This window comes from Myroides albus, from assembly GCF_009711045.1.
Classification (GTDB): domain Bacteria; phylum Bacteroidota; class Bacteroidia; order Flavobacteriales; family Flavobacteriaceae; genus Flavobacterium; species Flavobacterium album_A.
Window position 1 is genome coordinate 12,492 of record NZ_WMJX01000024.1, and the last position, 22,772, is coordinate 35,263.

Consider the following 22,772-nt stretch of genomic DNA (forward strand, 5'->3'; position numbering starts at 1 on the left):
TATCAAATACAAAAGCGAATTTTTTTACATATTGCGAAAATACTCTTTAAGTACCTGGTCGTTTACCTGCGTAGGTGTACTAATTTCTAATATTACTGGTCTATTATTTGAATTCCAGAACGTAGGTAGCTCCCTTTGTAATTCTTGTTCACTTTTCACGGCTATGTAGTCCAAATTAAACATTTTGGCAAGGTGCTCAGCCGTTAGATTATGTGAGGTCTCAAAATAGGTATTAAACACAGGAGTTTCTTTATGTCCTGGTAGAATTCTAAATATACCTCCTCCTTGATTGTTGAGTAAAACGATTTTAAAGTTTTTTGGAATGTATGCATTCCAAAGGGCATTGCTATCGTATAAAAAACCAATATCTCCAGTGATTAACACATTGGGCTTTTCAGATGCAACTCCAGCGCCAATAGCGGTGGATGTGCTTCCATCTATTCCACTTGTTCCTCTATTGCAATATACTTCTACAGATGGATCAATTGGTACTAACTGTGCATACCTTATGGCAGAACTATTGCTAATTTGCAGTTGAGTTGATTTAGGCAAACTTTGCATAAGCAAGTCAAATACCTTTAAATCACTATAAGGAATTTGGGACATATATTTTTGATGCGCCTCTAATCTTTTGTGTGCAATGTCTTTAGCCCATAACAAGTAATTACTATTTTCATTACCCTTGGTTAATTGATAAATCGAATGAAAAAATCGCTCTGGTGTATCGATTATTTTGTCTGTTAAAGCATCAAAGGTATCATAGTGTCTTAATAGATCGATATGCCAATGGCTCTCAGGCTTATATTTGCGCAGAAAAGCTTTAATACGCTTGCTCACGACCATTCCCCCAAAAGTGATTAGAATATCAGGTTGAAAGGCTTTAAAATCCTCCTGTGAAAAAGTAGTAATTATACGATCGATATGTTGAATATAATTCTTGTGATGTATATTTGAAGTTGTTTCTGTAAGTACAACAACAGAAGGGTCATTAGCTAAAGCCTCTATTGTAGCCTTTGACAGGACATCTGGATAGTTAACCCCAACAAGTACTAATTTTTTATTGGCCTTGTTCCATTTATCGCTATAGCTTGTATACTCAATAGGAGCAGGAGGTAGGCTTTCAAAAGGTAAGATAGTAGGGTTTACTGTAAGCTCAGTAACTGTATTGTATAAAGGCTCTTCAAAAGGAGCATTAATGTGTACTGGTCCTTTTTTGACAATTGCCGTTTGTATAGCTATATTAATCAAATGGTCATTCTCTTGACTGTTTTGTTCTAAAAGGTTTGCACTATACAAAATATGATTGGCATAAACATCTTTTTGTCTAATTGTCTGTCCATCTCCAATGTCTATTTTACTAGATGGTCTATCAGCTGAGATTACAATTAAGGGAATCTCACTATAGAATGCCTCTGCTATGGCAGGGTAATAATTTAAAAGAGCTGATCCCGAAGTGCATACAAGTGCTGTTGGTTGTTTTATTTGTTGAGCCATTCCCATTCCAAAGAAGGCAGCACAACGCTCATCTGCAACACTGTAACACATAAAAAAAGGATCACTGGCAAAGCCTATAGTTAAAGGGGCATTGCGTGATCCTGGTGATATTATAATATGTTTAATGTTATTTGCTTTGCAGATTTGTATAATGCTTTGGGCTAATTCTATTTCTGGATAAGTCATAATAAAAAACTAAAGCTCAAAGATACAAACAAACCCGTCAATTCTTTGGTTATTCTACTGCAATTTTATTCTTTATCCAGTCTTTAATCTCTGGATCTGTAGGTAAAATACGCGGGTTAATAACTTTCACTAAATGACCTTGTTCATCAATAAGGTATTTTTGGAAGTTCCATTCCACTTGGCTATCAGTTACTCCATTGCGTTTCTTTTGGGTTAAGAACTCATAGATAGGCGCTATATCGTCTCCTTTAACTGATATTTTCTCCATCATAGGGAAAGTTACGCCATAGTTAGCCTCACAGAAGGTTGCAATTTCTTGATTGCTACCTGGCTCTTGAGCACCAAAGTTATTGGCTGGAAAACCAACAATTACAAAGTCTTCCCCTCCAAATTCGTTATATAAACTTTGCAATTGTTTATACTGAGGAGTCAATCCACATTCAGAAGCGGTGTTTACAATTAATATCTTTTTACCTTTTAAAGTTGCAAAGTCAAACTCTTTGCCATTAATGTCTTTGACCTTAAACTGGTAAATCGTTTTTTCTGTTTTTTGTTTGTTCATAATTTCAATGTTTATAGTAGGTGTTATGTTTGCAAGGGTGAAAGAGGTAGTTGCTATTAAGCATACTGCGATTAAGAGTTTTTTCATATTTTACTTTGTTTGAGTGTCAATATACAAATTGTTGATGTAACTGTATAATATTTAACGTTTTAAGATTTATTGTTATTGTTTTGTGTACTGTGTTTCATATAATTCAAACCCTTTTAGCCAGTAATGTACAAGGATAGCGATAGTTTTTTATAAAAGTGATATCCTAGTTGAAAAGCCTTTACAGGAATATCTGAAAGGCTAAAATCCTTTTTTAAATCCAAAACTTTTTCTTTGATAAAATAAAAAGGGGCATTGAGTTTTAATTCAGTTAAGAGCGACTTTTTACCTTTTTTTTTGTAGAGGGCGTATAAATAGATTCACAGCTTTATATGCTTTAATAATAAGCAATAAATATATAAAAATACAATTTCCAAGGCACTTGTATAACTTATATTTCCAAAGTGATTTTTGTCCCTACAGGGTTATTGGATTCGATATTTAGTTTGGCCTGAATGATATTTGCGCGATCTTTAATATGCTTTAGAGTCTGTTCTCTTGATTGCTCTTTATCCATGCCAATTCCATCGTCAGTTACTGTTAAAATAAGCTGATTATCTATGATATAGAAATTCACTAAACAGTTAATTGCTTGAGAGTGTTTATTGACATTGTCGAGTATTTCATTTAAGATATAATACAAGTTTATTTTCTCTTCTACGCTTAAAGATTCCATGCAAACATCACTTTCAATGGTTAAAGTAAACTTTGTGTTGTATGGATTTTTTTGTTGTTTGACTAACTGAGTAATCAGCTCTTCGAATGAATTTTTATTGAAAGCGCTGCTATTGGCCAATTCATGAGAAATCTCTCTAATCTTTGCTTCTAATCTTTGCAATTCACCCACAAGGGAATCTTGTAATTGTTGGTTATCGCTTTGTAGTTGTTGCAAGTTAAAGCGCAAGGTAAAGATACTATTAATCACCCCATCGTGTAGGTCATTGGCGATTCTGTTGCGTTCGGAATTGATTGAACTTTGTTGTAGCTTGTTATTTAAGAATAACAAATTCAGTATCTTTTCATCAATAGACTTTTTAATTGCAAGATTTTTCAAAGCAATGTTCTTTGCTTTTGTTCTGGTGTAAAAAAACAGAAAGATTAAACTTAAAAAAACTACTATCGACACCGTTATAATTACCGTTATCTTAAATCGTAGGGATTTGTTTTCATTGACTATATAAAGAGTTTCATATTCAATCTTAGTAAATTTCTCTTGGGTTTGCTTTTCTCTTTGATGCAATACTTTATTTAACTGGATTAGTTCTTCTATTAAATGATAGTTTTTACTAGAAGAGTCTTGTAATAAGAGAAACTCTATAGCTTGTTTTTGTTGCAGGTTTAAATTAGCTTTTTTTGCAATATCATACGATTTTTTAGCCCATTTTATTGCATTTTCACTTTGGTTTTCTTCCTGGTATATCTGGGCTATAGCAATACTAAGATCTGCTTTGTAAAAATCGTAATCAAGCTTGTCGTGTATTTTATAGGAAATCATTAACCCCTCTATAATATTGGGATTATTGCCTTGTTTGTATAAAGCGAGTTGATAATCCATATTGACAAAAGAGAAGATAAATGGGTTGAAGTTTTTCTGTATTTCTTCAATCCCCTTTTGGGCAAATATTTCAGCTTTATTGTAATCTTCTCTGAAATAACTAATCATTGAATAATTAGCATAGAGATTACCTAAGAAAAGGTATTTTCTGTTTTGAGCAATCAACTTAGGGTTATCTTTTATTCTTTGATATACTTGAAAAGCTCGGTCTAAATATTGTTCTGCTTTATCTAAGTTGTTTTGATCCGTGTAGTGATAAGCCATTGTTTGTAAGGCTAACATATATACAGGATTGTTTGGTTTTTTCTCTAATAATTTTAATGCCTTAGCTATTTTTACTTCTGATTCTATTTGAAGACCTAATTCGTAGAATAAGATTCCTTGGTAGAAATTATTCTCCGCAATTGCGTAATTGTCTTGTAATTTTTTGTAAATATTTTCCGATTGAAGGTGGTAATAATAAACGCTATCGTAAAGTCCTTTATCTTGGTAGTAGACAGCAAGGTCATTGTAGATAGAGGCAAGTCTATTTTGGTCTTTACTTTTAATGGCATCTTTTTTTGCTATATGGGCTAAAGTCACAAATTCTTTAGCATCTGTCCATCTTAATTGATCAAGCACGCTGTCGATTAACTCTCGATCCTTTAGGGTGTTTTTAGAAGTAAGTGCTCTTTGGGTTAAATGTTCAACATTCTTAGCAATTGAATCTTGTTGAGGATCGCTAAGTTTTATTTTAAAGAGAAAATCTAAATCTAATTGATGAGTCGATTTATTTTGCTGACAGCCAATCACAAGAGTTGTGATAAGGGCTAAAAAAAGAAAATTGAATAATTTGCCAGTAAAATGCATATTGGGTGTTTTTAAGGCGTAAAGGTATAACTTATTCATATCATTTACTTTTTACTAGCTTTTTTTAAGATTTACTGTTATTTTGACTATTCTGTTTTAAATATGGTCCTAATTTTAAATGAATTGTTCTCAAATATTTTAAATCAAGTGAATTAGGTTTATTATTTTACGAACTTAAAATTAAAGAGATAAGAGTGGTTTGCTATTTTTGTGGCAGTTGAAAATCTTATTGTTCACTCTACTTTTCAATCGAATATGCGTGTCTTGTTTACACTGTAAATAAAAGCTATGATTACTCCCTTGTGTATTAATTTAATCTTATAACTTTGGTAGTCTTATTCGAACCCCAAACAAACTAATAATGAAATCAGTAATTATTCAAGGAATTAAAGGCTCATTTCACCATGAAGCCGTAACGCGTTTTTTTAAACAAGAACAAGTAGAAATTGTCGATAGTCCTACCTTTAACTCACTTGTAAGACAGGTGGTTGATAAAAAGGTAGATTTGGGAATGATGGCAATTGAAAATTCTATTGCAGGTTCAATCTTGCCTAATTATTCTTTAATGACTAAGAATAAGCTTTATATAGGAGGTGAGATTGCCCTTCCTATAAAGCACAACCTTTTGGTCTTAAAAGGGCAGAAGTTAGAGGATATTACAGAAGTGAGAACCCATCCAATGGCACTTTTGCAATGTGAAAACTTTTTAGATAAGCATGAATCATGGCAGCGTTTAGCTATGGATGATACAGCTACTTGCGCCAGAAATATCCAAGAAAAGCAAATGTATGGTGTAGCTTCTATAGGCTCAAAACTTGCTGCTCAAATGTATGATTTAGAGATATTAGCCCAGGATATTCACGATGTATATGACAACTATACTCGTTTTTATTTGGTAGGTACCCAACCTATGCTTGTCAAAGATTTCAACAAAGCGACTCTGTTTTTTTATACCGATCACAAACAAGGTAGATTAAGTAAAGTATTAGAGATTCTGGCCAATCATGAGCTTAATTTAACTAAAATACAGTCTGTACCTTTATCAGGTACTGTATTTCAATATTCGTTTCACGTAAATGTTGTATTGACAAACAACAATTATGATTTGTATTACAAAGCTTTAGAAAAACTCAAAGAGGTGACTCAGTATTTGAATGTCTTGGGAGAGTATATGGAGGATAAGCGTCCAACTTATAAAGACATGAATCAATAAAGATAGAAATACTTGTGTTGCAAGTGAGATTATTGTCTGTAATTGCCTTTGTGAGCGATAGAGTTAAATAATATTCAATAACCATAGTAAAAGCGGTAGTCCACTATCGCTTTTACTGTATATAAATAATCAGGTAACACAACAACTAATTCTATTGTTCTAAACTCATGTATTGTGGTAGTCTTGACTTTTATAGCATAAAGTAGGTTTAAATAAAGTGGTGAGGTTAAACAGACAATACCTATAAGTTCTTGCGTCAATTGCTCCACAATAATAGTATCGAATTATTTTGCCCATCCAAGAGAATCTATAGCGATAATAGAGTGCGGTTCTTTGGGTAGGGGAAGGCTATCTAAAACTTTGCCTTCAAATAATACTTCGTATTCCAAAAGACAATCACTCATATATTCCAATGCCTCCTCGGTATAATTTCTCGACATACTTACATAGTAAAGAGCATCTTCGAAGTTGTTTGCTTTCATTACCTTTTTAGTTTCAATTGCCCCATCTAAAGCGGCAGATAATGCATCTGTGCATCCACATTCTTTGGCAGCATTCATTGCTTTTAATAAAGAGTTTTTAGCCTTATTGGTGAAGTTTCTCAAATCTTTTGAATGATCTGTTCGGTAGGCTTTTTCAAAACTTAAGATTGCATCGTCTAAGTGCTGATAGGCCTTGTTACATGGTTTTTTGTTTTGGAAAGAAAACGTATTAATACTTGTAAATAATAAGACTATGGTGATGAATCTCAACGACATTGTAATAGGTTAAATAGTTTGTACTTTTCAAAGGTATTACTTTTTAACTTATAAATTATAGGGGGAATTAATGGTGTTTTAATTCAAGAGTTTATAAGTAGGGGAATAGTTTTATAATTTAGGAGTTTTAGTTTTCTGCTCTATCTGTGTTGTTTTAAAGTAAGTAGTTGATGTTTTTTGTTTTAGCCGTTTTATGGTGTTTAATCGCTCTTTGCTTGTAATTTATAGTTATATTTTTTTTAATTAGGGGATTGCTGTTAAGTCTGTTATAAAATTTAATGGTTATGATAAAGAGAATATTTATGTTGACTATGGTTTTATTCATGGTTGTATCGTGTTCTTCTGACGATAGTAATTCGTCAGGCAATGCTCAAGGAACAGAGCAGGGAATTTCTAAATCAAAGCAGATTAAAACCCCAGAGTGGTTACACGGTGATTGGGTTCACAAAAATAATGGTGAATATAACTATTCTGGTTTTAGAATTAAGCCTGATGATTTTTGTGTTTTTTTTATAGGAGGAGCTATGTGTTATAAACAAATGATTGAACAAACTATAAAGGTTGATGATTCCGTTTTTGAAGTTCAACAGGTTTATAAATCTGATTATTATAAACTTAGTATTTCTGCAATGGGAGTTGAAACTCTCTATGAATTTAAAAGAATCAGTGAGGATGAAGTAGAGTTTATATTTGGGGGACTTAGACCTGTAATGGTTAAAAAATAAACAAAAGCGGGTGTGCAAATTGTTGCAACACCCGTTTTTTAATCACATCATGAAAAATTGTTATGCCTCAGGATTAAATGTCTCTTGAGTCATCCCACATTTAAGCATAGAAGCTCCAAATAGTGGGTTTTTAAGATCTTTTTCGTCACTTAACCACATACCGCCTTTTTGTTCATACATTGGGCAATATTGTTGGTAAACTACTCTATCGGAACCAACGGATTGAATTAGCGCTTTTAAGTTATGACTCAAAGTTTCAAAATGAGCTCTTTTTACTTTAATATCTCCAGCAACTAATTCTTTAGCGTCAGTTTCTATTTTAGCTAACAACTCTTTATCAGCGTCTTCTTTAAGCAAAGATTGTGTTACTTCAATCGCTGTTACAAGTTTTTCACTTGCTTTTGTTGCGCTTTCTAAATTATCTTCTTGCAGCGCTTTTTTCATTTCGAAATAAGCATTTAAAATAGGACTTAGAGTTGCAGATTGTTTAATAGCAGTACCTTCACTCTCAGTAGTGTCCGCTACGTGATGGTGATTAGCATCAGTAGTTGTTTGCTCTGTTTTGTGATCATGTCCTGTATGATCTTCTTTTTTGTTCTTGTCGTTGCACGAAGCAAATGAGATTGCAAGTATAGCAACCGTAAAAATTACTTTTTTCATATTGTTATTCTTCTATTTGTTAATTTACTCAATTTATAATCGTTCATATTGGCAGCAGCTATGTAAATTTACATAATCTTTTTCTGTTGCTTTGTGAAATTCTGTATCGTGACCAATTTTTGCAATTGCTTGACTGACTGCTTGTTTAGTTGTCTTGCTTTTATCGTAATTTAGGTGCAGTTGTTTTGTATCGACAATCCAATCTACTGATATTACACCAGCAACAGTTTTGGCAGCTGTTTCGATTCGTTCTTTACACAAACCGCAATTACCAGCTACTTTAAACATGGCGTGATCTCCTTTTTGATGTTCACTGTGGTTGTCTGAATCCATAGCATGTCCGCTATGACCTGTCTGAGGTACTGTTTCTTCATTATTCATCATGCTCTTTTTTCCTTCCAATTGAGCAGAAGCATCAATGGTAAATACGCCATTTGTAACGATTTCCTCTTTGTCATTCAAACCAGACATAACCACGTAATTATCGCCAAGAGATGGACCTAATACAATCTCTCTCATCAAAAATGCTGGTGTGGAAGTTCCTTGTTGTTTAACGTATATAATTGAGCGCTTTCCTGTCCATAATACAGCAGATTTGGGAATGACCATTTCATTTTTGTACTCTTTCATCGGTGCTTTTATACGCGCATTAGCGTACATCTCTGGTTTGAGTAAATTGTCTGCATTGTTTGTCTCTACGCGTATTTTGGCCGTGCGCGTAGTAGCGTCAATAATGGGATTGATAAAAGCTATCTTGCCTGAATAGACTTTTCCTGGCAAGCTTTGCAATGTATATTCTAAATTATCTCCCACTTTCAGGAAAGGCAAGTCGTTTTCATATGCGTCGAATACCGCCCATATCTTAGAAAGGTTTGATACGCTATATAGTACAGAACCTTGTGAGATATAATCTCCTTCACTGACATTTTTGGTAACTACAATACCACTTGTATTGGCATATACGTTTACGTATGGTGAAACTTTACCTGTGTTGAGCACATTGTTAATTTGGCTTTCAGACATTTTCCATAAACGCAGTTTCTCTTTAGCTGCATCTACTAAAAGGGGTTGAAAGTCTTTTAATTTAACTGCTTCTAAAAGTTCTTGTTGAGCTGTTAGAAGCTCAGGTGAGTAGATTGTAGCAATCAATTGTCCTTGTCTTACAGACTCACCAGTAAAGTTTACATTTAGTTTTTCAATACGCCCGTTAACATGAGATGTTTGAGATTGTTGTAATCTTTCATCTACTTGAATCGTACCGTAAAGCTGTATGTCTTTAACAGGGTCTTTTCGGCTCACTCTGGTGGTTTGAATATTGGCAAGAGCAACTGCTTCTTTAGACATCTGTATAGCACTGTCATCAATGGTGTCATCTGACGCGTCAGATGATTTAAGCGGGATTAAATCCATAGCACACAAAGGACATTTACCTGGTTTGTCCATTTTTATTTGTGGATGCATAGAACATGTCCATACAGTAGCAGCTTCTGTAGTTGGTGCTTCTTCTGCATTGTGCTCATGGGTAGCAGCTCCACCAAAAACTAACCATCCAAGTAGTAATCCAATCAGTAAAATAGAGATGTATTTTACGATATTATTTTTGAATATATTTTTTATTTTATCCATAATTATTGATTTTGTGAATGACTACCTACAGCCATTAGTTTGTTGATTGAAGCTACCAAAGTGTTGTAGTTGGCAATAGCTTCTGCTTTTTTCAATTGATAATCTAAAAGTTGTCTTTGCACTTGAATGACATTGGTCAAATCGCTTTTCCCGGAAACAAATTCCTTGACTATTAGATTAAAAGTCGTCTCTGCCAGTGTACTTTGCTTGCCATAAAGGGTGATAGTACGCTGGGTGTCTTCTAATTGGCTTTTGAAACTATAGTATTCAGCTTTAAGTGTATTTAGTGTATTTTGTAAGTTTTCATCACTTGATTTCCACCATAGCTTGCCTTCTTCTTGCTGAGAGTTATACTTTTTTCTAAATATAGGTAGAGTAACGGTTACCATGGGCATTATCATGTCATTCCCATTCATACTTCCCATAGCAAGCATAGGGTCATTGGTCTTGCCAATAATCATATACTGCACACCCAAACCTATCATGGGATAGCTCATCTTTTTGTCCATTTCTGATTTAGCTTTATAGGCCAAACCTTGCTCTGTAATCATACCAAGCATTGGGTTGTTATCCGCGATGTTGTCAAGGACATCGTCTTCACTTATTAGGAAATCAACTTTCTCAATGTTTTTATCTACTGCGATTTCACAGTTTGCTTCTCTATTTAATAAAGCGTTGAATTTTACCTTTTCTGCTTTTATTTGTGATTGTAAACTCTCAATAGTATTTTCGATTTCAATAACTTCTAATCGAATACGCAACACATCAGACATTCCCGATGAAGAGCTTCCACCCATACTACTCATTCCACCACCCGAAGACATTGCATTATTGGATGTAGTTGTTGATTTTGCAGTAGCTGCGTTTGTATTTGAATTGCCTCCCATACTCATGCCTCCCATACTACTTGCAGCACCTTGTGAAGTGGTAGGGGTAGTGGGTGAAGTATTCATCGAAGCACTACTGTTAGTGCCTGATGAGCTAGGAGCAGAGAACCTTTTGAGTGAAAGTTGCTCTAACTGTTCCAACAAGCTTTTGTTTTGTTTTGCATTCTCGAGTTGTTGTTCAAGTTTCTGTAAGATGTACCATTGAGAGTAGACTTGCAGCACAGTTGTTTCTTTACCTTCAAGGTATTCTTGATACTGCATTTGTGCCATATGAGAAGCTTCTTGTCTGGCACTTTTACGAGTTCCAAACCAAGGCAACATTTGCATTAGAGTGATATCACCTACTTGTCGTCCACCTACGATATCCATTGGTTTAGTATAAAAACCAAGTGATAATTCTGGATCTTGAAAAGCCCCTGCCTGATCAATTTTCTTTTCAAAAGCTTGATAGGCTAAGTGCTGTGATTTTATCGCAGGATTATTCTGGATAGCTACATTGATATAGTGTGCTAAAGAGTCCTTGGGTTGTTCTTGCGCTACAGCTTTAGCAGTGAAACTGGTCACTGCTAAGAAAGCCGAAGCTAAATATATATACATGTTACTTTTATTCATCTTTTGTTGCTTTTAGATCTGTAATTTCCGTGTGTTTTCACAGAATGATTAATGACAAAAACAGAGAATTACACTGTTTATTTGCGTTTGTCTTTGCTTATGGCCCATTCTCTCCACCAACATTGAAATACAGGAACTACAAACATGGTCATTGACTGAATAAGCATTCCTCCAAAGGTTGGAATAGCCATTGGTACCATGATTTCTGCTCCTTTACCTGTGGATGTCATCACAGGAAGTAAGGCAATCAAAGCTGTTGCAGTAGTCATAGCAGCGGGTCTTACACGTTTGAGTCCTGCATAGACAACTGCCTCACGGATTTCGTCTTTTGTCTGTGGATCTCTCTCAACAAAGGTATCGTGGATATAGGTACCCATTAATACCCCGTCATTTGTCGCAAGCCCAAATAGAGCAATAAAACCTACCCATACAGCTATACTCAGATTTATATTGTGCATTTGGAACAAATCTCTCATATTCATATCTCCGATAGAGAAGTTCATAAACCAAGGTTGCCCGTAAAGCCACAGTAGAATAAAACCTCCAGCAAATGCAACAAATACTCCAGAGAAGTGAATCAGTGATGCTGTAATGGTTTTGAATTGAAAATACAGTATTAAAAGGATAGCAATTAAACTCAAGGGAACCACAATTAAAAGGCGTTGTGATGCTCTTTCTTGTTGCTCGTAATTTCCAGCGAATTTATAAGACACTCCTTTAGGTAAGGTAAGTTCTCCTGAGGCTATTTTTTCTTTTAATAACTTATCTGCCTCATGTACTACATCTACTTCTGCTTTACCACTTATTTTATCAAAGATGACATAGCCCAGTAGAAAAGTATTCTCACTTTGAATCATCTGAGAACCTTTCGCATATTCAATATCGGCTACTTCACTTAAGGGAATTTGTACTCCTGTAGCTGTAGGGACAATTAGTTTAGCTAAAGCTTCAGGATTATCTCTTAATTCTCTTGGGTAGCGCAGGCGTACCGGGAATCTCTCTCTGCCTTCCACAGTTGTGGTAAGTGACATTCCTCCAATGGCTGTACCAATGACTTCTTGCAAGTCTGCAACTGTAACACCATAACGAGCCATTTTATGGCGATTTAGGTGAATTTCTATATAAGGAGCTCCTACAGCTCTGTCATAGAATACAGTAGATGGCATGATCGAAGGAATGGACTTTAAAGCCGCTTCTAATGCTTTTCCTCCAGATTCGATGGATTCTAAGTCCGGTCCTGATACCTTAAGCCCCATAGGCGCTCTCATCCCAGTTGATAGCATGACAAGTCTTGCTTCAATAGGTTGTAATTTTGGAGCTGAGGTTACCCCAGGGATATGTGATACATTGACAATCTCTTGCCAGATATCATCCGCTTTTTTGATTTCTGGTCTCCATTGACGGAAGAATTTACCATTCTCATCCATGATTAAACTATCCTTTGGGACTAATCTAAACCCGTTATCAGGATGGTAAGTTGAACCATCTATTAATTCAAATTCGCCTTTTTTAGTTGTTTTGAATCGTTGGCGTTTTCCATTTTCGTCTAAGATATACTCGGACCTATAGTTGATTGTATTTTCGAACATTTGTGTAGGAGCAGGGTCAAGGGCTGAGTTTACTCGTCCCCATTTTCCAACTGTCAATTCTACCTCCGGTATATTTGTAATGCGCTTATCTAAAGTACCTATGAATTGCAGGTTTTGCTCAATACCAGTATGGGGCATTGAAGTAGGCATAAGCAGGAAGGATCCTTCGTTTAAACTCGGCATAAATTCTTGACCAATACCAGGAAATACCTCTGAAGACTTTTGCCAAAAGGCCGTCTCACGCACAGATTTCCATCCTAGAGTTTCAAGTGAGCTCGCCACAAAGCCAAAGGTGGTATTAAAACCAAGCCAAGCTAAGGTTCCAAACAGTAGAGTTACAAGTGGAATACTCATGAATTTCCAACGATGAGCTAATGCCCATCTTAGGATATTTTCATAGTAAATAACAAGTAACCAAAGAATACCTAATATCACGCCAATGGCCAAAATAACGAATATAAAGTTTAGGCTCGTGCTTTGCTGGGTACCAAGTGGTAACCATTCTACTGTAAGGTAGTACACAGCTACTAATAGTGTAATGGCAATATTGATGTAATTGGCAAGTTGCTCTGTTTTGTATTTAGGAGTAAATAAATTGTTAATACCCACTAATACTATAGCTATAGCGATTAAGTTACCCGTGAATATAGTGACACCAAGCCCTGCTATAATTAGTACTATATTGGCAATCTTGCGCAGTTTTTTACTGTCAAACTTAGCCGAATACACGTAATAAGCAATTGTTGGTAATACCAGTATCCCCAATAAGAATGCTGAGGTAAGTGCAAATGTTTTGGTATAAGCCAATGGTTTAAACAGTTTTCCTTCTTGTGCCTCCATGGCAAAAACTGGAAGGAAGCTGATTATGGTAGTTAGCATGGCTGTAGTTAATGCACCTGATACTTCTGATACCGCTTTTGAAATCAGATTGACAAAAGCCTGCCCGCGACTCTCCACTCCTTTAGCTCGTTCTTCTTCCATATACCGAATAATGCTCTCGACAAAGACGACGCCTACATCAACCATAACTCCAATAGCAATGGCAATACCTGATAAGGCAACAATATTGGCATCAATGCCCATGTATTTCATGATGATAAAGGTAGCGAGTACTCCTATTGGAAGGATACTGGAAATAATAATCGAAGCACGCAGGTTTATAACCAACACGATAACAACGATAATACTGATAAGGATTTCGTGTGCAAGAGCAGATTCGAGGGTGCCAATTGTCTCTTGTATTAAACCGGAACGATCATAAAAAGGAACTACTGTTACTTTAGAAATTGTACCATCTGCAAGTGTCTTCTGAGGCAATCCTGCTTGCATTTCTTCGATTTTACTCTTTACATTGTTGATTACATGCATTGGATTAGCGCCGTATCTCGCAACCACAACACCACCAACAGCTTCTATACCTTCTTTATCTAAACCGCCTCGACGTGTAGAAGGACCTAAGTTGACAAAAGCAACATCTTTTATCTTTACAGGTACGCTATTTCGAACAGTTACTACTGCTTCTTCAAGGTCATTGACGCTTTTAATATATCCCAATCCTCGAACAAGGTATTCTGCTTTATTGATCTCAATAGTTTCTGCCCCTATATCGAGGTTGCTCTTTTGTATAGCAGTCATCACATCCATTATCGAAACGTTATAAGCACGCATGGCATCTGGATTGACTTCTACTTGATATTCTTTGATATACCCACCAATTGATCCTACTTCAGCAACTCCCTCGGCAGATGCTAAGCTGTACTTTGCATAAAAGTCTTGAATAGTGCGCAATTCGTCAGGATCCCAACCACCTGTAGGCTCTCCTGTCTGAGGATTACGCCCTTCTAAGGTGTACCAGTATACTTGGCCCAATGCTGTAGCATCAGGACCTAAGGAAGGTATTACATCTTGAGGAAGTGTTCCTGCTGGAAGTGAATTAAGCTTTTCAAGTATTCGAGAACGACTCCAGTAAAACTCAACGTCTTCTTCGAAGATGATGTAGATAAAACTCATTCCGAACATGGAGCTACTGCGAATGGTCTTCACCCCTGGGATCCCAAGTAAGGATGTAGTTAGAGGATAGGTGATTTGTTCTTGTATATCTTTAGGTGATCTTCCCATCCACTCTGTTGCTACAATCTGTTGGTTCTCACCAATATCAGGAATTGCATCAACAGGAACAGGGTCACTCGGAAGTATATTGTTGTGCCAGTTAAAAGGCGCAGTGATTAATCCCCATACAACCACAAGAACCAATAACAAGATGGTTATTATGCGGTTGTTGAGAAAGTACTTAATGATTTTATTAAGCATAGTAAATTGATTTTATAAAATTGATTACCTTCTTTTAATAAACCAATCTTTATAGCATCTATATCAATAGAGCTATAAGACCACAGTGATAGAATACTTAGTATTATTAAAGTATAAATAATCTATGTCCAGCTTTAGCTAAAGAAATAGCCTACCAAGACATACATAGTTTATCTTTAAAAATAAAGGTGAACTAAACTGCGATATGGTTTATAAATAAATTGGATTTAAGAGATTGAACAGTTCAATCTTAAAGGTGTTTGTTTTAGCCCATAAAGTAATACCGGCTAAACAAACCAGAAGTAAAAAGGAATCAAATTCTATAAATACAGATATAGGAAAGCCTATCTAAAGCTTGATATTTGTGACCATCTACGTCAAATGTAGTTGTAGTAACAGAAACTGTATCTACAAATTTAAGGTCAGATAAGTAATTTGAATTAAACCATTTAGTACGAACAATGCTTGCCTTTTTAGCTTTTACAATAGAAACAGTTTGTGTTTGTTCTGTTTGTAAGTCTGTGTTTGATACAACCACTCTTGGTGCTATGCAACACATCATATCCATAGGTGAGGATTGATTGGCGTTGTGATTCATATCCGAACAGCAAGACATATCCTGCATCTTAGACATATCCATACCACATACCATCTCAGTATCTAAGCAGTTCATATCCAAAAGAGGATTAGCACTGGCTAAGACTGAAAGGAAAAGGAATAATATGGAAAATAACTTTTTCAAGGTCTAAAAATGTCTGTTTTATACATATAGATGTCACAAATATACGATTTATTCCCATTAACAGTAGAGCAAAATGGTCAAAATGTTGTTAAAACTCGTAAAAATAATACGGTAAGCTACTCAAGTTTGGGCAAGTAGAAGTTCTACTGTTTGAGAATCGATACAGTCTTTAAAGTAGTTAATATTTGTTAATGTTGTATTTGTTGTAATTGTGATTATTTTATAAATTAAATAGAATGCGTAAATGTTTTGTAATTATGTTTTTGTAATTTAGTCTATAAGTTTAAAATATTTAGATATTATTGGTAATTAATGCTTTGTTAAAATATGTGTTGCATCTTGCAGTTATTGGTTTAAAGCATCATAAAAAAATAGAAATATGAAAGTAAAATTAATGGTTGGAGCCCTGCTTGTTAGTCATCTTAGTTTGTTTGCTCAGCAGTCACAGCCGGGTAATCTTGAGAAAACAAGTCAGAGTAATACTGGTGAACACCAAACACTACTGGAGCTTGTCCTACCAGAGCTTGGAACAAACAAAGAGCCTCAGAAAGTGAAGAACAGCAGTTTTAATGCGTTTTTAGATTCTCGTTATGAAAACTATACTAAAGTTAAGGGAAGCGAGACTACCGATAGTCGTTTTCGTTTGCAACAGTCCCGAGTCTATGTAAAAGCTAATTATCAAGATAAGTTTTCATTCTCGATGCGTTATCGTCTAAATGAATCAGTGGCTTCCAATGCATTGGAGTTCGCTTATTTAGAGTATAATCCCAATGAGCATTGGACTTTAAGTATCGGTAAACAATTCATAGCTTGGGGAAGTATGGAGTTTAGCTATAATGGTTCTGACCAGTATATGTATACCAATATGCTCGGATCTATGGATCTATTTGCTCCTGGTGCGAGTATTGCTTACAAAACCAGTGGACAGTCTTTTAAGTTACAAGGTATTTCTGCAGGTACCCAGTATGTTGATTTAAAGTATAAAGACAAGGCTTATGGAGGGCTTTTCTTATGGGAGGGAAATCTATTTAACAATCATCTACAAACTCGTTATGGTTATGGTTTAATGCAACATAATAGCAACCGTTACTATAATTGGGTTACTCTTGGTAATCGCGTAAGTGTGGACAAGTGGATGATGGAGCTTGATTGGATGTATGGATATAGAAATGTAAAGGACGCTCAACTTGATTTGATACAGCACAAAGAAAACACTACTTATGTAAAGGATAATACAACCACGATGACGCTAAGGTATAAGTTTAATAAAGTTTCTCCTTTTGTCAAAGCAATGTATAACTACCGAGATGATTTAGATGCCAATATTGCCTACGCCCAAAAGGGAATTATGGGGGCTATAGAGTACTATCCATTTGAAGAAAAGTTATTTAAAGACCTTCGACTGTTTGCTGTTTACAGCTATATTGATTATGATTATAAGAAAGTACAGCAAAAACCCAAAGACAACGATGAGCATCAGTTGTATATTGGAGTGAGATGGATGATTCCTCTATTTTAAAAACAAGAGATGCAGTGAAGTAATGCAATAAATAACAGTAGTAAGTATTAGATATATATACTTTAGTATTATTACTAAAAAGGGGATTGACTCGTTGTAGTACAGGTCAATCCCTTTTTTAGTTTATGATTATGCGAACCTTCTCTTGTAAAAATACCAAAATACGATGATGTTGGTTAAGATAAAGATGATGGGATACGTCCAAATATAGATGGACTGGACATAAAAGAATATTATACCTAAAACAATATTTAAACAAAGTAAAAAGATGTTGACAAATAACTTTATTTTGTGATTGTATTTGCCCTCAGGCATGAGGTAGTTTGCTATTTTATAATACAAATAAATATTGATGATAATTAAAACTGGCACTGCAGCAAGAAATATAATTATACCCAGTATTTCAATAAGCCCCTGCATTGAAGTATAGTTGACCATGGGCCAAATCTTTAAGAAAAAATGCAGTAACACAAATGAAATCGCAACAAATAAAGTTGGGGGGAATTGTTAGGCTAGGAAGCCATTTGATGGTATTCATAAAAGGTATTCATTTTGTTGTAACGTGATTAAATTTAATTATTTAATCAATGTCTTTTACAAATATTAATCGTCTTTGTTTGTATATCTTATATAATAGCAAGATTGTGTTTGAATACTATTAATAAAAAGTGATTAGACAGGCAAAAACAAAATGGTTTTAGATTGACTTTTTCTCTTGAGATTTCGCAAGCTTGTTAAAGTGCATAATTGCCAGTAAAGCAAATAGGGTATCGAAAAATATATGTGCACTAAAATACAGCTTGATTGTATATTGGAAATCTAAGAGCATACAAAAAAGTAAAAAACTAACCAAAAGGCTTAAGAAGTAGAATACAACTATTTTTGTAGCAGGATTATTTAAGTTGTATTTTTTCAAATATTTAATAGCCGTTAAATAACATAGAGAAGAACCGACTATAAAAGTGATAATTGGCCATATAGCCAATACTATAAATGATAGGCCTACTTCTGGATTTAGGTATAACATTAATAAATTATAACCAACATAAAAAAACACCACATAGATACTCAAGTAAATAAGTAAGGGTATAAGTAAACAAATAAAAGTCTGTTTAACGATATGTTTATCCTTTTGGTTAGTTGCGTTCATTTTATTGAAAATTTGTCTTATAAAGTTAAGTATAAAAAGTGTAAATATAAAAGTATTGAGATGAAATTAAGCGAGTTAGAAGATAGAATAGGGGGTGTTTATCCACAGGTATTTAAACAAATGGAGGCTGATAGGTTGTTGGATTAGGGAGCTCCTTTGACCAGGAGTTACTATTTATTGGAGCCAGAGCGCAAAGGTTTTCCTCCATTACTTTATCACAGTACTGATTTCGAATTATTAACCAATGAGGATGTTGTACAGGAGATGGATTGGTTGGCTGATCCAGAGGATTATAGAAGGTAGATTTAAGTCAAAAGTTTGTGCCTTTTGCTATGAATCGAGCACATGATTTGTACTGTTTTTACTTTGGAGCACAAAAGGGAAGTGATGTTCCTATTGTATTTCTTTATCACGACCAGGAGGTAGGAGATTTCTTGGCCAAGAATATACAAGACTTTTTATTTGAACGTATAATTTACGATATGGTTGATATTGATTATTACCAAGAAAACAATGAGGCAAAAAGTAAGGAACAACTCGAGGATACTTTGCGTACTCATAGTAAATATATGAAACAAGTACATATAGAGATAATTAGAGCAGTTATGCAAAGAACGGCTGAATTGTTTGATGTGTTAAATCTCAATGGTCAAGTAATCGCTCAAGTAAAAGGGTTGTTATCAGAGAAAGAGGCTCAAGAGTTGATCAATCAGTATATTGCTTTTGAACAAGCAGGACAGAGCTTTGTATACATGGGAGCTTAAAGGTAATAAGTATAAAAAACGCGCTATTAGAGAATAACGCGTTTTTTCAGGCAGTATTAGCTTGCCAAGAGCACTAACTAAAGATGAAAGGGGATTAGAACTTGTAATTAAACGACAAAGTAGCGATTCGGCTGTCTAAGTCGTATTTCTGGCGAATTTTAGAATTGAAGTTTTCGCCAGTAATTCTAAAGTTATTTGTCTTTAATACATCTGTTACGGCCAATTTTATGCTCGCTTTATCAGATAGTAAACTTTTTGATAAACCTAAAGACAGATCAAAATAAGCATCTCTTTTGTAAAGGCCGATATTGGATTTTGAGAAATATTGTGCGTTAGCCTCTGCTTTGATGCCCGAAGCTATCTTGAAGCTGTTTTGAGAATTAAGCGTAAAGGCAATTTGCTTGGTGTTTATATCATTGTCATTATAGTTTCCTTCGTATTTGTTGTTAAATAAGTTGAACATATTACTCATCGACCAAAACTCAAAAGGATTTACACTTGCAGTTAATGTCATACCATAATGATAAGATTTGCTTAAGTTTTCCAATGTTTTTACAAGGATTGTATTGTTGTCGATGTAGTTATATACTTGAGTCATCACATCACTTGTTTGACTAAAGTATAAAGTTGCAATTAGGTATTTGCTCCATGTATAGCCTATTTCACTGGCGTGTGTGATCTCTGGTTTAAGATTAGCATTTCCTTGCCAATAGTTAAATGGATCATCATAGAATCGAAATGGATTAAGATCAAAGTGACTTGGTCTATTAATTCTCTTGCTATAAGAGGCATAGAAACCATGAGCAGATTCTGTTTCGTATTTAATTGAAGCACTTGGAAATAGCTTAGTATAATCTTTTTTATACCTCTGATTAGTGGTTCTTTGATGGATATCTCTGTGAGTATATTCCGTTCTAAGACCTGCTTGTATTTGCCATTTGTCTATAACCAGTTTATAATTGGCATATACTGAGTGTATCTGCTCTTTGTATTTGTAATCGTTTGTGGCTTCAGGATCTATATTCCAATGTCCATTTTTTCCCGTTTCGTATATTGAGGGATTAGTATTTGATTTGACAATGGATTTCCATCCTGTTTCTAAAGCATTATTGTCATTAAAGGGTAGGGTAAAGTCTAGCTTGGCATTAAATACTTTTAAGTGAGTAGGTATCTTTGCTTTCCTGTCGTCTAAGATTTCGCCATTTTGACTATAAAGATTCTCCTGCAATTGTGTTTGCATTGAACGGAACTTTGAAGTTTCGTATTCTACATCCAAATCTACTTTGCCTCCCTTTTCGTTGAGTTTGTGTGCTGCCGTAAAATTAAATGTATAGTCATACCAATGTTCGTCGTTATAGTTATCTGTAGCTATACTTTGGTATAGTGTGTTTTTGGGCATATACACAAGGTTACTTCCTTTTGATTTGTCTTCATAACGGCCAATTTTAGCATCAAATAGAAATCCTAAGCTTGTTTTGCTTGAAGCAGTATAATCCACTCCAACTTTAAAATTATTAGAAGTTAGGGGTTCACTGGTTATTGAACGTTGTTTTGTTGAGCGATCAATTAACAAGGGATCTGATGTGTTATAAAAGTCTTGGTAGTAGGTCTTTCTCTCTTCTTCACCTCTAAAGGTGTAGCTGTAATCTCCAAATAGACTCACTTTTTCAGTTGCATAACTCAGATTCATACCTGTGTTTAAGCGGTTCTTTCTTCCGCGTCCACCATTGATATAATAACTTCCTTTTAGGCCTTCTATATTGTACTTTTTCAGTACGATGTTTACAATACCTGCATTTCCTGAAGCGTCGTATTTTGCAGAGGGGTTTGCTATAATTTCAATATTCTTAACCACAGAAGAATTGGTTGAGCGCAGCAGGTTTGCCAGTTCCTTTGTCGATAAAGAACTCAACTTGCCATTTAACATGACACTAACCCCTTTTTTTCCTCTTAAAGATAGTTCGCCATCTTGTGAAACTACAATACCAGGAGCCCTTCCAAGAACTTCTAAAACTGTACTCCCTTCTGATAAAACACTGTTTTCAACACTGAATATCATTTTATCAGCTTTTTGTTGAAACACGGGTTTATCCACGTTGATGATAACTTCACTCAAGTGAATGTTAAAGCTATTGGCGATACTGTCGAGTTGGGCCTCTGTTTGGCCATAAGAAAGGTATCCGGCAAGTGTAAATAAGCTTATGTAGAGTTTTTTCATTATGTATTATTTAAGGTTTTTACTTTTTTTTTATTTCTTCGCCCCCACCAAATGATAAGACCTGTTACAGGTAGAGATGCGCAAAATAGGCTGCAAATAAAGGCAAGTACTTTTCCTGTAAATCCGAAAAATGCTCCTACGTGTAAGTCGTAGGTTGCATCAGTTGCCTTTTGAGCAAAGCTTTTATCTTTATAAGGGTGATTGTGCAGTAATTCGCCAGAGTGTTCATCAAAAATCATAAAGCTGGACTGGGCATAAGTAAATTCTTTTTCTTTTACACTGACAAATAGGTTGTCGTGGTGGTGGTCTGCATTGTCATGATCTTCAAGATCGAGTCCAAAAGAATGTGCATAAGGATAGTGTTGCTTAACTGTTTGGGCAATTTTGTCAATTGTCGTTGGAGTTTCTACACTTTCCGGAGCTGTTGTTTTATAGATTGAAAAGTCGGGAGAGTCGGCCGATCCTCCATTAAGTAACATATATACCCATAGTGTTGTGATTCTAAAGGAATACATTATACCTGTTAGGGCGACAATTAGTGCCAAAAATGAAGCGTAGAAACCTAAGATATTGTGCAGATCGTAGTTTTTTCTTCTCCAGCCTTTAATATTCTTCCATCTAAACCAAAAGCGTTGTTTGCGCATATTTTTGTTCTTTGGCCACCAAAGTATAATTCCCGAGATGAGCATAATTACAAAAACTATAGTTGAAACACCTACAATAGTTCCTCCAATTGTATTACTTAGTAAAAGTGATCGGTGTAGAATCATGGCAAAGAAGAAGGGATTCTTTCGAATGTCATAAACACCTAAGACCTCTCCTGTATATTGATTGACATAAACGTTTTTATAAATAAGATAAGTGTTAAAATAGTTCCACCCATCGTGATTGCTCTTAAGTAGACCAAATTGATATGAACGTGCTGGGTCAATGGGAATCGTTACATCTTCTGAAGAAATTTCTTCTCCCATTTCTTTGAGTTGCTTGTTGACTTTATCCTTTAACTCATATATTGGAATGGGATCTATATCTTGGTAATTTTCTTGATTGTGAAATATGACATGTTTTCGCATGTATGCCGTAATATCTTCGTTAAACACATAGAAAGCACCTGTAATGGATACTACAAAAACAATGATACCACTTAAAAGACCTAACCATAAATGTGCCTTTAATACCCAATTTTTAAAAAGGGATCTTCCCTTTTTTTTCTTCTTTGTATTCATGAAGTTTTTCGAGTTACTTAATTTAGATTCAATAAAAATA

The 22,772-nt window shown here is 35.0% G+C and carries 17 protein-coding genes; 5 read left to right on the forward strand and 12 right to left on the reverse strand.

The window, feature by feature from the left end; all coding sequences use genetic code 11:
- Nucleotides 1-24: 24 nt before the first annotated feature.
- The 3 genes from menD to GJV76_RS10920 form a co-directional block, all read right to left on the reverse strand.
- Nucleotides 25-1,680, reverse strand: a complete 1,656-nt coding sequence (gene menD / locus GJV76_RS10910) for a 2-succinyl-5-enolpyruvyl-6-hydroxy-3-cyclohexene-1-carboxylic-acid synthase (RefSeq protein ID WP_155092651.1) — start codon at nucleotides 1,678-1,680, stop codon at nucleotides 25-27.
- Between the two features lie 49 nt (nucleotides 1,681-1,729).
- Nucleotides 1,730-2,329: a glutathione peroxidase gene (locus tag GJV76_RS10915; protein ID WP_155092652.1), complete on the reverse strand. Its 600-nt coding sequence runs from the start codon at nucleotides 2,327-2,329 to the stop codon at nucleotides 1,730-1,732.
- Nucleotides 2,330-2,720: 391 nt separating this feature from the next.
- Complete coding sequence (locus GJV76_RS10920; protein ID WP_155092653.1) at nucleotides 2,721-4,772, reverse strand: tetratricopeptide repeat-containing sensor histidine kinase; 2,052 nt, start codon at nucleotides 4,770-4,772, stop codon at nucleotides 2,721-2,723.
- Between the two features lie 322 nt (nucleotides 4,773-5,094).
- Between GJV76_RS10920 and GJV76_RS10925 the strand changes: the two genes are divergently transcribed.
- Nucleotides 5,095-5,946 (forward strand): prephenate dehydratase, encoded by an 852-nt coding sequence (locus GJV76_RS10925; protein ID WP_155092654.1) that lies wholly within the window; start codon nucleotides 5,095-5,097, stop codon nucleotides 5,944-5,946.
- Nucleotides 5,947-6,230: 284 nt separating this feature from the next.
- Here the strand turns inward: GJV76_RS10925 and GJV76_RS10930 are convergent, their stop codons facing one another.
- Nucleotides 6,231-6,704, reverse strand: a complete 474-nt coding sequence (locus tag GJV76_RS10930) for a hypothetical protein (protein ID WP_155092655.1) — start codon at nucleotides 6,702-6,704, stop codon at nucleotides 6,231-6,233.
- Between the two features lie 284 nt (nucleotides 6,705-6,988).
- On the opposite strand from GJV76_RS10930, the gene GJV76_RS10935 reads away from it, so the two are divergent.
- Nucleotides 6,989-7,429, forward strand: coding sequence for a hypothetical protein (locus GJV76_RS10935; RefSeq protein ID WP_155092656.1), 441 nt, complete (start codon nucleotides 6,989-6,991; stop codon nucleotides 7,427-7,429).
- 60 nt (nucleotides 7,430-7,489) lie between these two features.
- Here GJV76_RS10935 and GJV76_RS10940 read toward each other — a convergent pair whose 3' ends face one another.
- The 5 genes from GJV76_RS10940 to GJV76_RS10960 all read right to left on the reverse strand — a co-directional run bounded on the left by GJV76_RS10940 (nucleotide 7,490) and on the right by GJV76_RS10960 (nucleotide 15,855).
- Nucleotides 7,490-8,089, reverse strand: a complete 600-nt coding sequence (locus GJV76_RS10940; protein ID WP_155092657.1) for a DUF3347 domain-containing protein — start codon at nucleotides 8,087-8,089, stop codon at nucleotides 7,490-7,492.
- Nucleotides 8,090-8,122: 33 nt separating this feature from the next.
- Complete coding sequence (locus tag GJV76_RS10945) at nucleotides 8,123-9,715, reverse strand: efflux RND transporter periplasmic adaptor subunit (protein ID WP_155092658.1); 1,593 nt, start codon at nucleotides 9,713-9,715, stop codon at nucleotides 8,123-8,125.
- Nucleotides 9,716-9,717: 2 nt separating this feature from the next.
- On the reverse strand, nucleotides 9,718-11,214 hold the full coding sequence (locus tag GJV76_RS10950; protein ID WP_155092659.1) for a TolC family protein: 1,497 nt from the start codon (nucleotides 11,212-11,214) through the stop codon (nucleotides 9,718-9,720).
- A gap of 77 nt (nucleotides 11,215-11,291) precedes the next feature.
- Complete coding sequence (locus GJV76_RS10955; RefSeq protein WP_155092660.1) at nucleotides 11,292-15,113, reverse strand: efflux RND transporter permease subunit; 3,822 nt, start codon at nucleotides 15,111-15,113, stop codon at nucleotides 11,292-11,294.
- A 313-nt stretch (nucleotides 15,114-15,426) separates the two neighbouring features.
- Nucleotides 15,427-15,855 carry a hypothetical protein gene (locus GJV76_RS10960; protein WP_230381538.1) on the reverse strand — a complete coding sequence of 143 codons (429 nt, stop codon included), beginning with the start codon at nucleotides 15,853-15,855 and terminating at the stop codon, nucleotides 15,427-15,429.
- A gap of 379 nt (nucleotides 15,856-16,234) precedes the next feature.
- Between GJV76_RS10960 and GJV76_RS10965 the strand changes: the two genes are divergently transcribed.
- A complete protein-coding gene (locus GJV76_RS10965; protein ID WP_155092661.1) occupies nucleotides 16,235-17,374 on the forward strand; it encodes a porin in 1,140 nt (379 codons plus the stop codon).
- Nucleotides 17,375-18,071: 697 nt separating this feature from the next.
- Here the strand turns inward: GJV76_RS10965 and GJV76_RS10970 are convergent.
- Nucleotides 18,072-18,524: a hypothetical protein gene (locus GJV76_RS10970; RefSeq protein WP_155092662.1), complete on the reverse strand. Its 453-nt coding sequence runs from the start codon at nucleotides 18,522-18,524 to the stop codon at nucleotides 18,072-18,074.
- Nucleotides 18,525-18,680: 156 nt separating this feature from the next.
- Here GJV76_RS10970 and GJV76_RS10975 point away from each other — a divergent pair, with 156 nt between their 5' ends.
- Both GJV76_RS10975 and GJV76_RS10980 read left to right on the forward strand, forming a co-directional pair.
- The gene (locus tag GJV76_RS10975; RefSeq protein ID WP_155092663.1) at nucleotides 18,681-18,827 is read left to right on the forward strand and encodes a hypothetical protein; all 147 of its coding nucleotides are present in this window, start codon (nucleotides 18,681-18,683) and stop codon (nucleotides 18,825-18,827) included.
- A 29-nt stretch (nucleotides 18,828-18,856) separates the two neighbouring features.
- Nucleotides 18,857-19,288 (forward strand): hypothetical protein, encoded by a 432-nt coding sequence (locus tag GJV76_RS10980; protein WP_155092664.1) that lies wholly within the window; start codon nucleotides 18,857-18,859, stop codon nucleotides 19,286-19,288.
- Between the two features lie 94 nt (nucleotides 19,289-19,382).
- Here the strand turns inward: GJV76_RS10980 and GJV76_RS10985 are convergent, their stop codons facing one another.
- Complete coding sequence (locus GJV76_RS10985) at nucleotides 19,383-21,506, reverse strand: outer membrane beta-barrel family protein (RefSeq protein ID WP_155092665.1); 2,124 nt, start codon at nucleotides 21,504-21,506, stop codon at nucleotides 19,383-19,385.
- Nucleotides 21,506-22,732, reverse strand: a complete 1,227-nt coding sequence (locus GJV76_RS10990) for a PepSY-associated TM helix domain-containing protein (RefSeq protein ID WP_155092666.1) — start codon at nucleotides 22,730-22,732, stop codon at nucleotides 21,506-21,508. Before GJV76_RS10990 ends, GJV76_RS10985 begins: the two co-directional genes overlap by 1 nt.
- Nucleotides 22,733-22,772 lie beyond the last annotated feature (40 nt).

What these genes read in the sequence shown, in the direction of transcription:
- menD (WP_155092651.1), bottom strand. Translation starts at nt 1,680, where the DNA reads ATGACTTATCCAGAAATAGAATTAGCCCAAAGCATTATACAAATCTGC.
- GJV76_RS10915 (WP_155092652.1), bottom strand. Translation starts at nt 2,329, where the DNA reads ATGAAAAAACTCTTAATCGCAGTATGCTTAATAGCAACTACCTCTTTC.
- GJV76_RS10920 (WP_155092653.1), bottom strand. Translation starts at nt 4,772, where the DNA reads ATGAATAAGTTATACCTTTACGCCTTAAAAACACCCAATATGCATTTT.
- GJV76_RS10925 (WP_155092654.1), top strand. Translation starts at nt 5,095, where the DNA reads ATGAAATCAGTAATTATTCAAGGAATTAAAGGCTCATTTCACCATGAA.
- GJV76_RS10930 (WP_155092655.1), bottom strand. Translation starts at nt 6,704, where the DNA reads ATGTCGTTGAGATTCATCACCATAGTCTTATTATTTACAAGTATTAAT.
- GJV76_RS10935 (WP_155092656.1), top strand. Translation starts at nt 6,989, where the DNA reads ATGATAAAGAGAATATTTATGTTGACTATGGTTTTATTCATGGTTGTA.
- GJV76_RS10940 (WP_155092657.1), bottom strand. Translation starts at nt 8,089, where the DNA reads ATGAAAAAAGTAATTTTTACGGTTGCTATACTTGCAATCTCATTTGCT.
- GJV76_RS10945 (WP_155092658.1), bottom strand. Translation starts at nt 9,715, where the DNA reads ATGGATAAAATAAAAAATATATTCAAAAATAATATCGTAAAATACATC.
- GJV76_RS10950 (WP_155092659.1), bottom strand. Translation starts at nt 11,214, where the DNA reads ATGAATAAAAGTAACATGTATATATATTTAGCTTCGGCTTTCTTAGCA.
- GJV76_RS10955 (WP_155092660.1), bottom strand. Translation starts at nt 15,113, where the DNA reads ATGCTTAATAAAATCATTAAGTACTTTCTCAACAACCGCATAATAACC.
- GJV76_RS10965 (WP_155092661.1), top strand. Translation starts at nt 16,235, where the DNA reads ATGAAAGTAAAATTAATGGTTGGAGCCCTGCTTGTTAGTCATCTTAGT.
- GJV76_RS10970 (WP_155092662.1), bottom strand. Translation starts at nt 18,524, where the DNA reads ATGAACGCAACTAACCAAAAGGATAAACATATCGTTAAACAGACTTTT.
- GJV76_RS10980 (WP_155092664.1), top strand. Translation starts at nt 18,857, where the DNA reads ATGAATCGAGCACATGATTTGTACTGTTTTTACTTTGGAGCACAAAAG.
- GJV76_RS10985 (WP_155092665.1), bottom strand. Translation starts at nt 21,506, where the DNA reads ATGAAAAAACTCTACATAAGCTTATTTACACTTGCCGGATACCTTTCT.
- GJV76_RS10990 (WP_155092666.1), bottom strand. Translation starts at nt 22,732, where the DNA reads ATGAATACAAAGAAGAAAAAAAAGGGAAGATCCCTTTTTAAAAATTGG.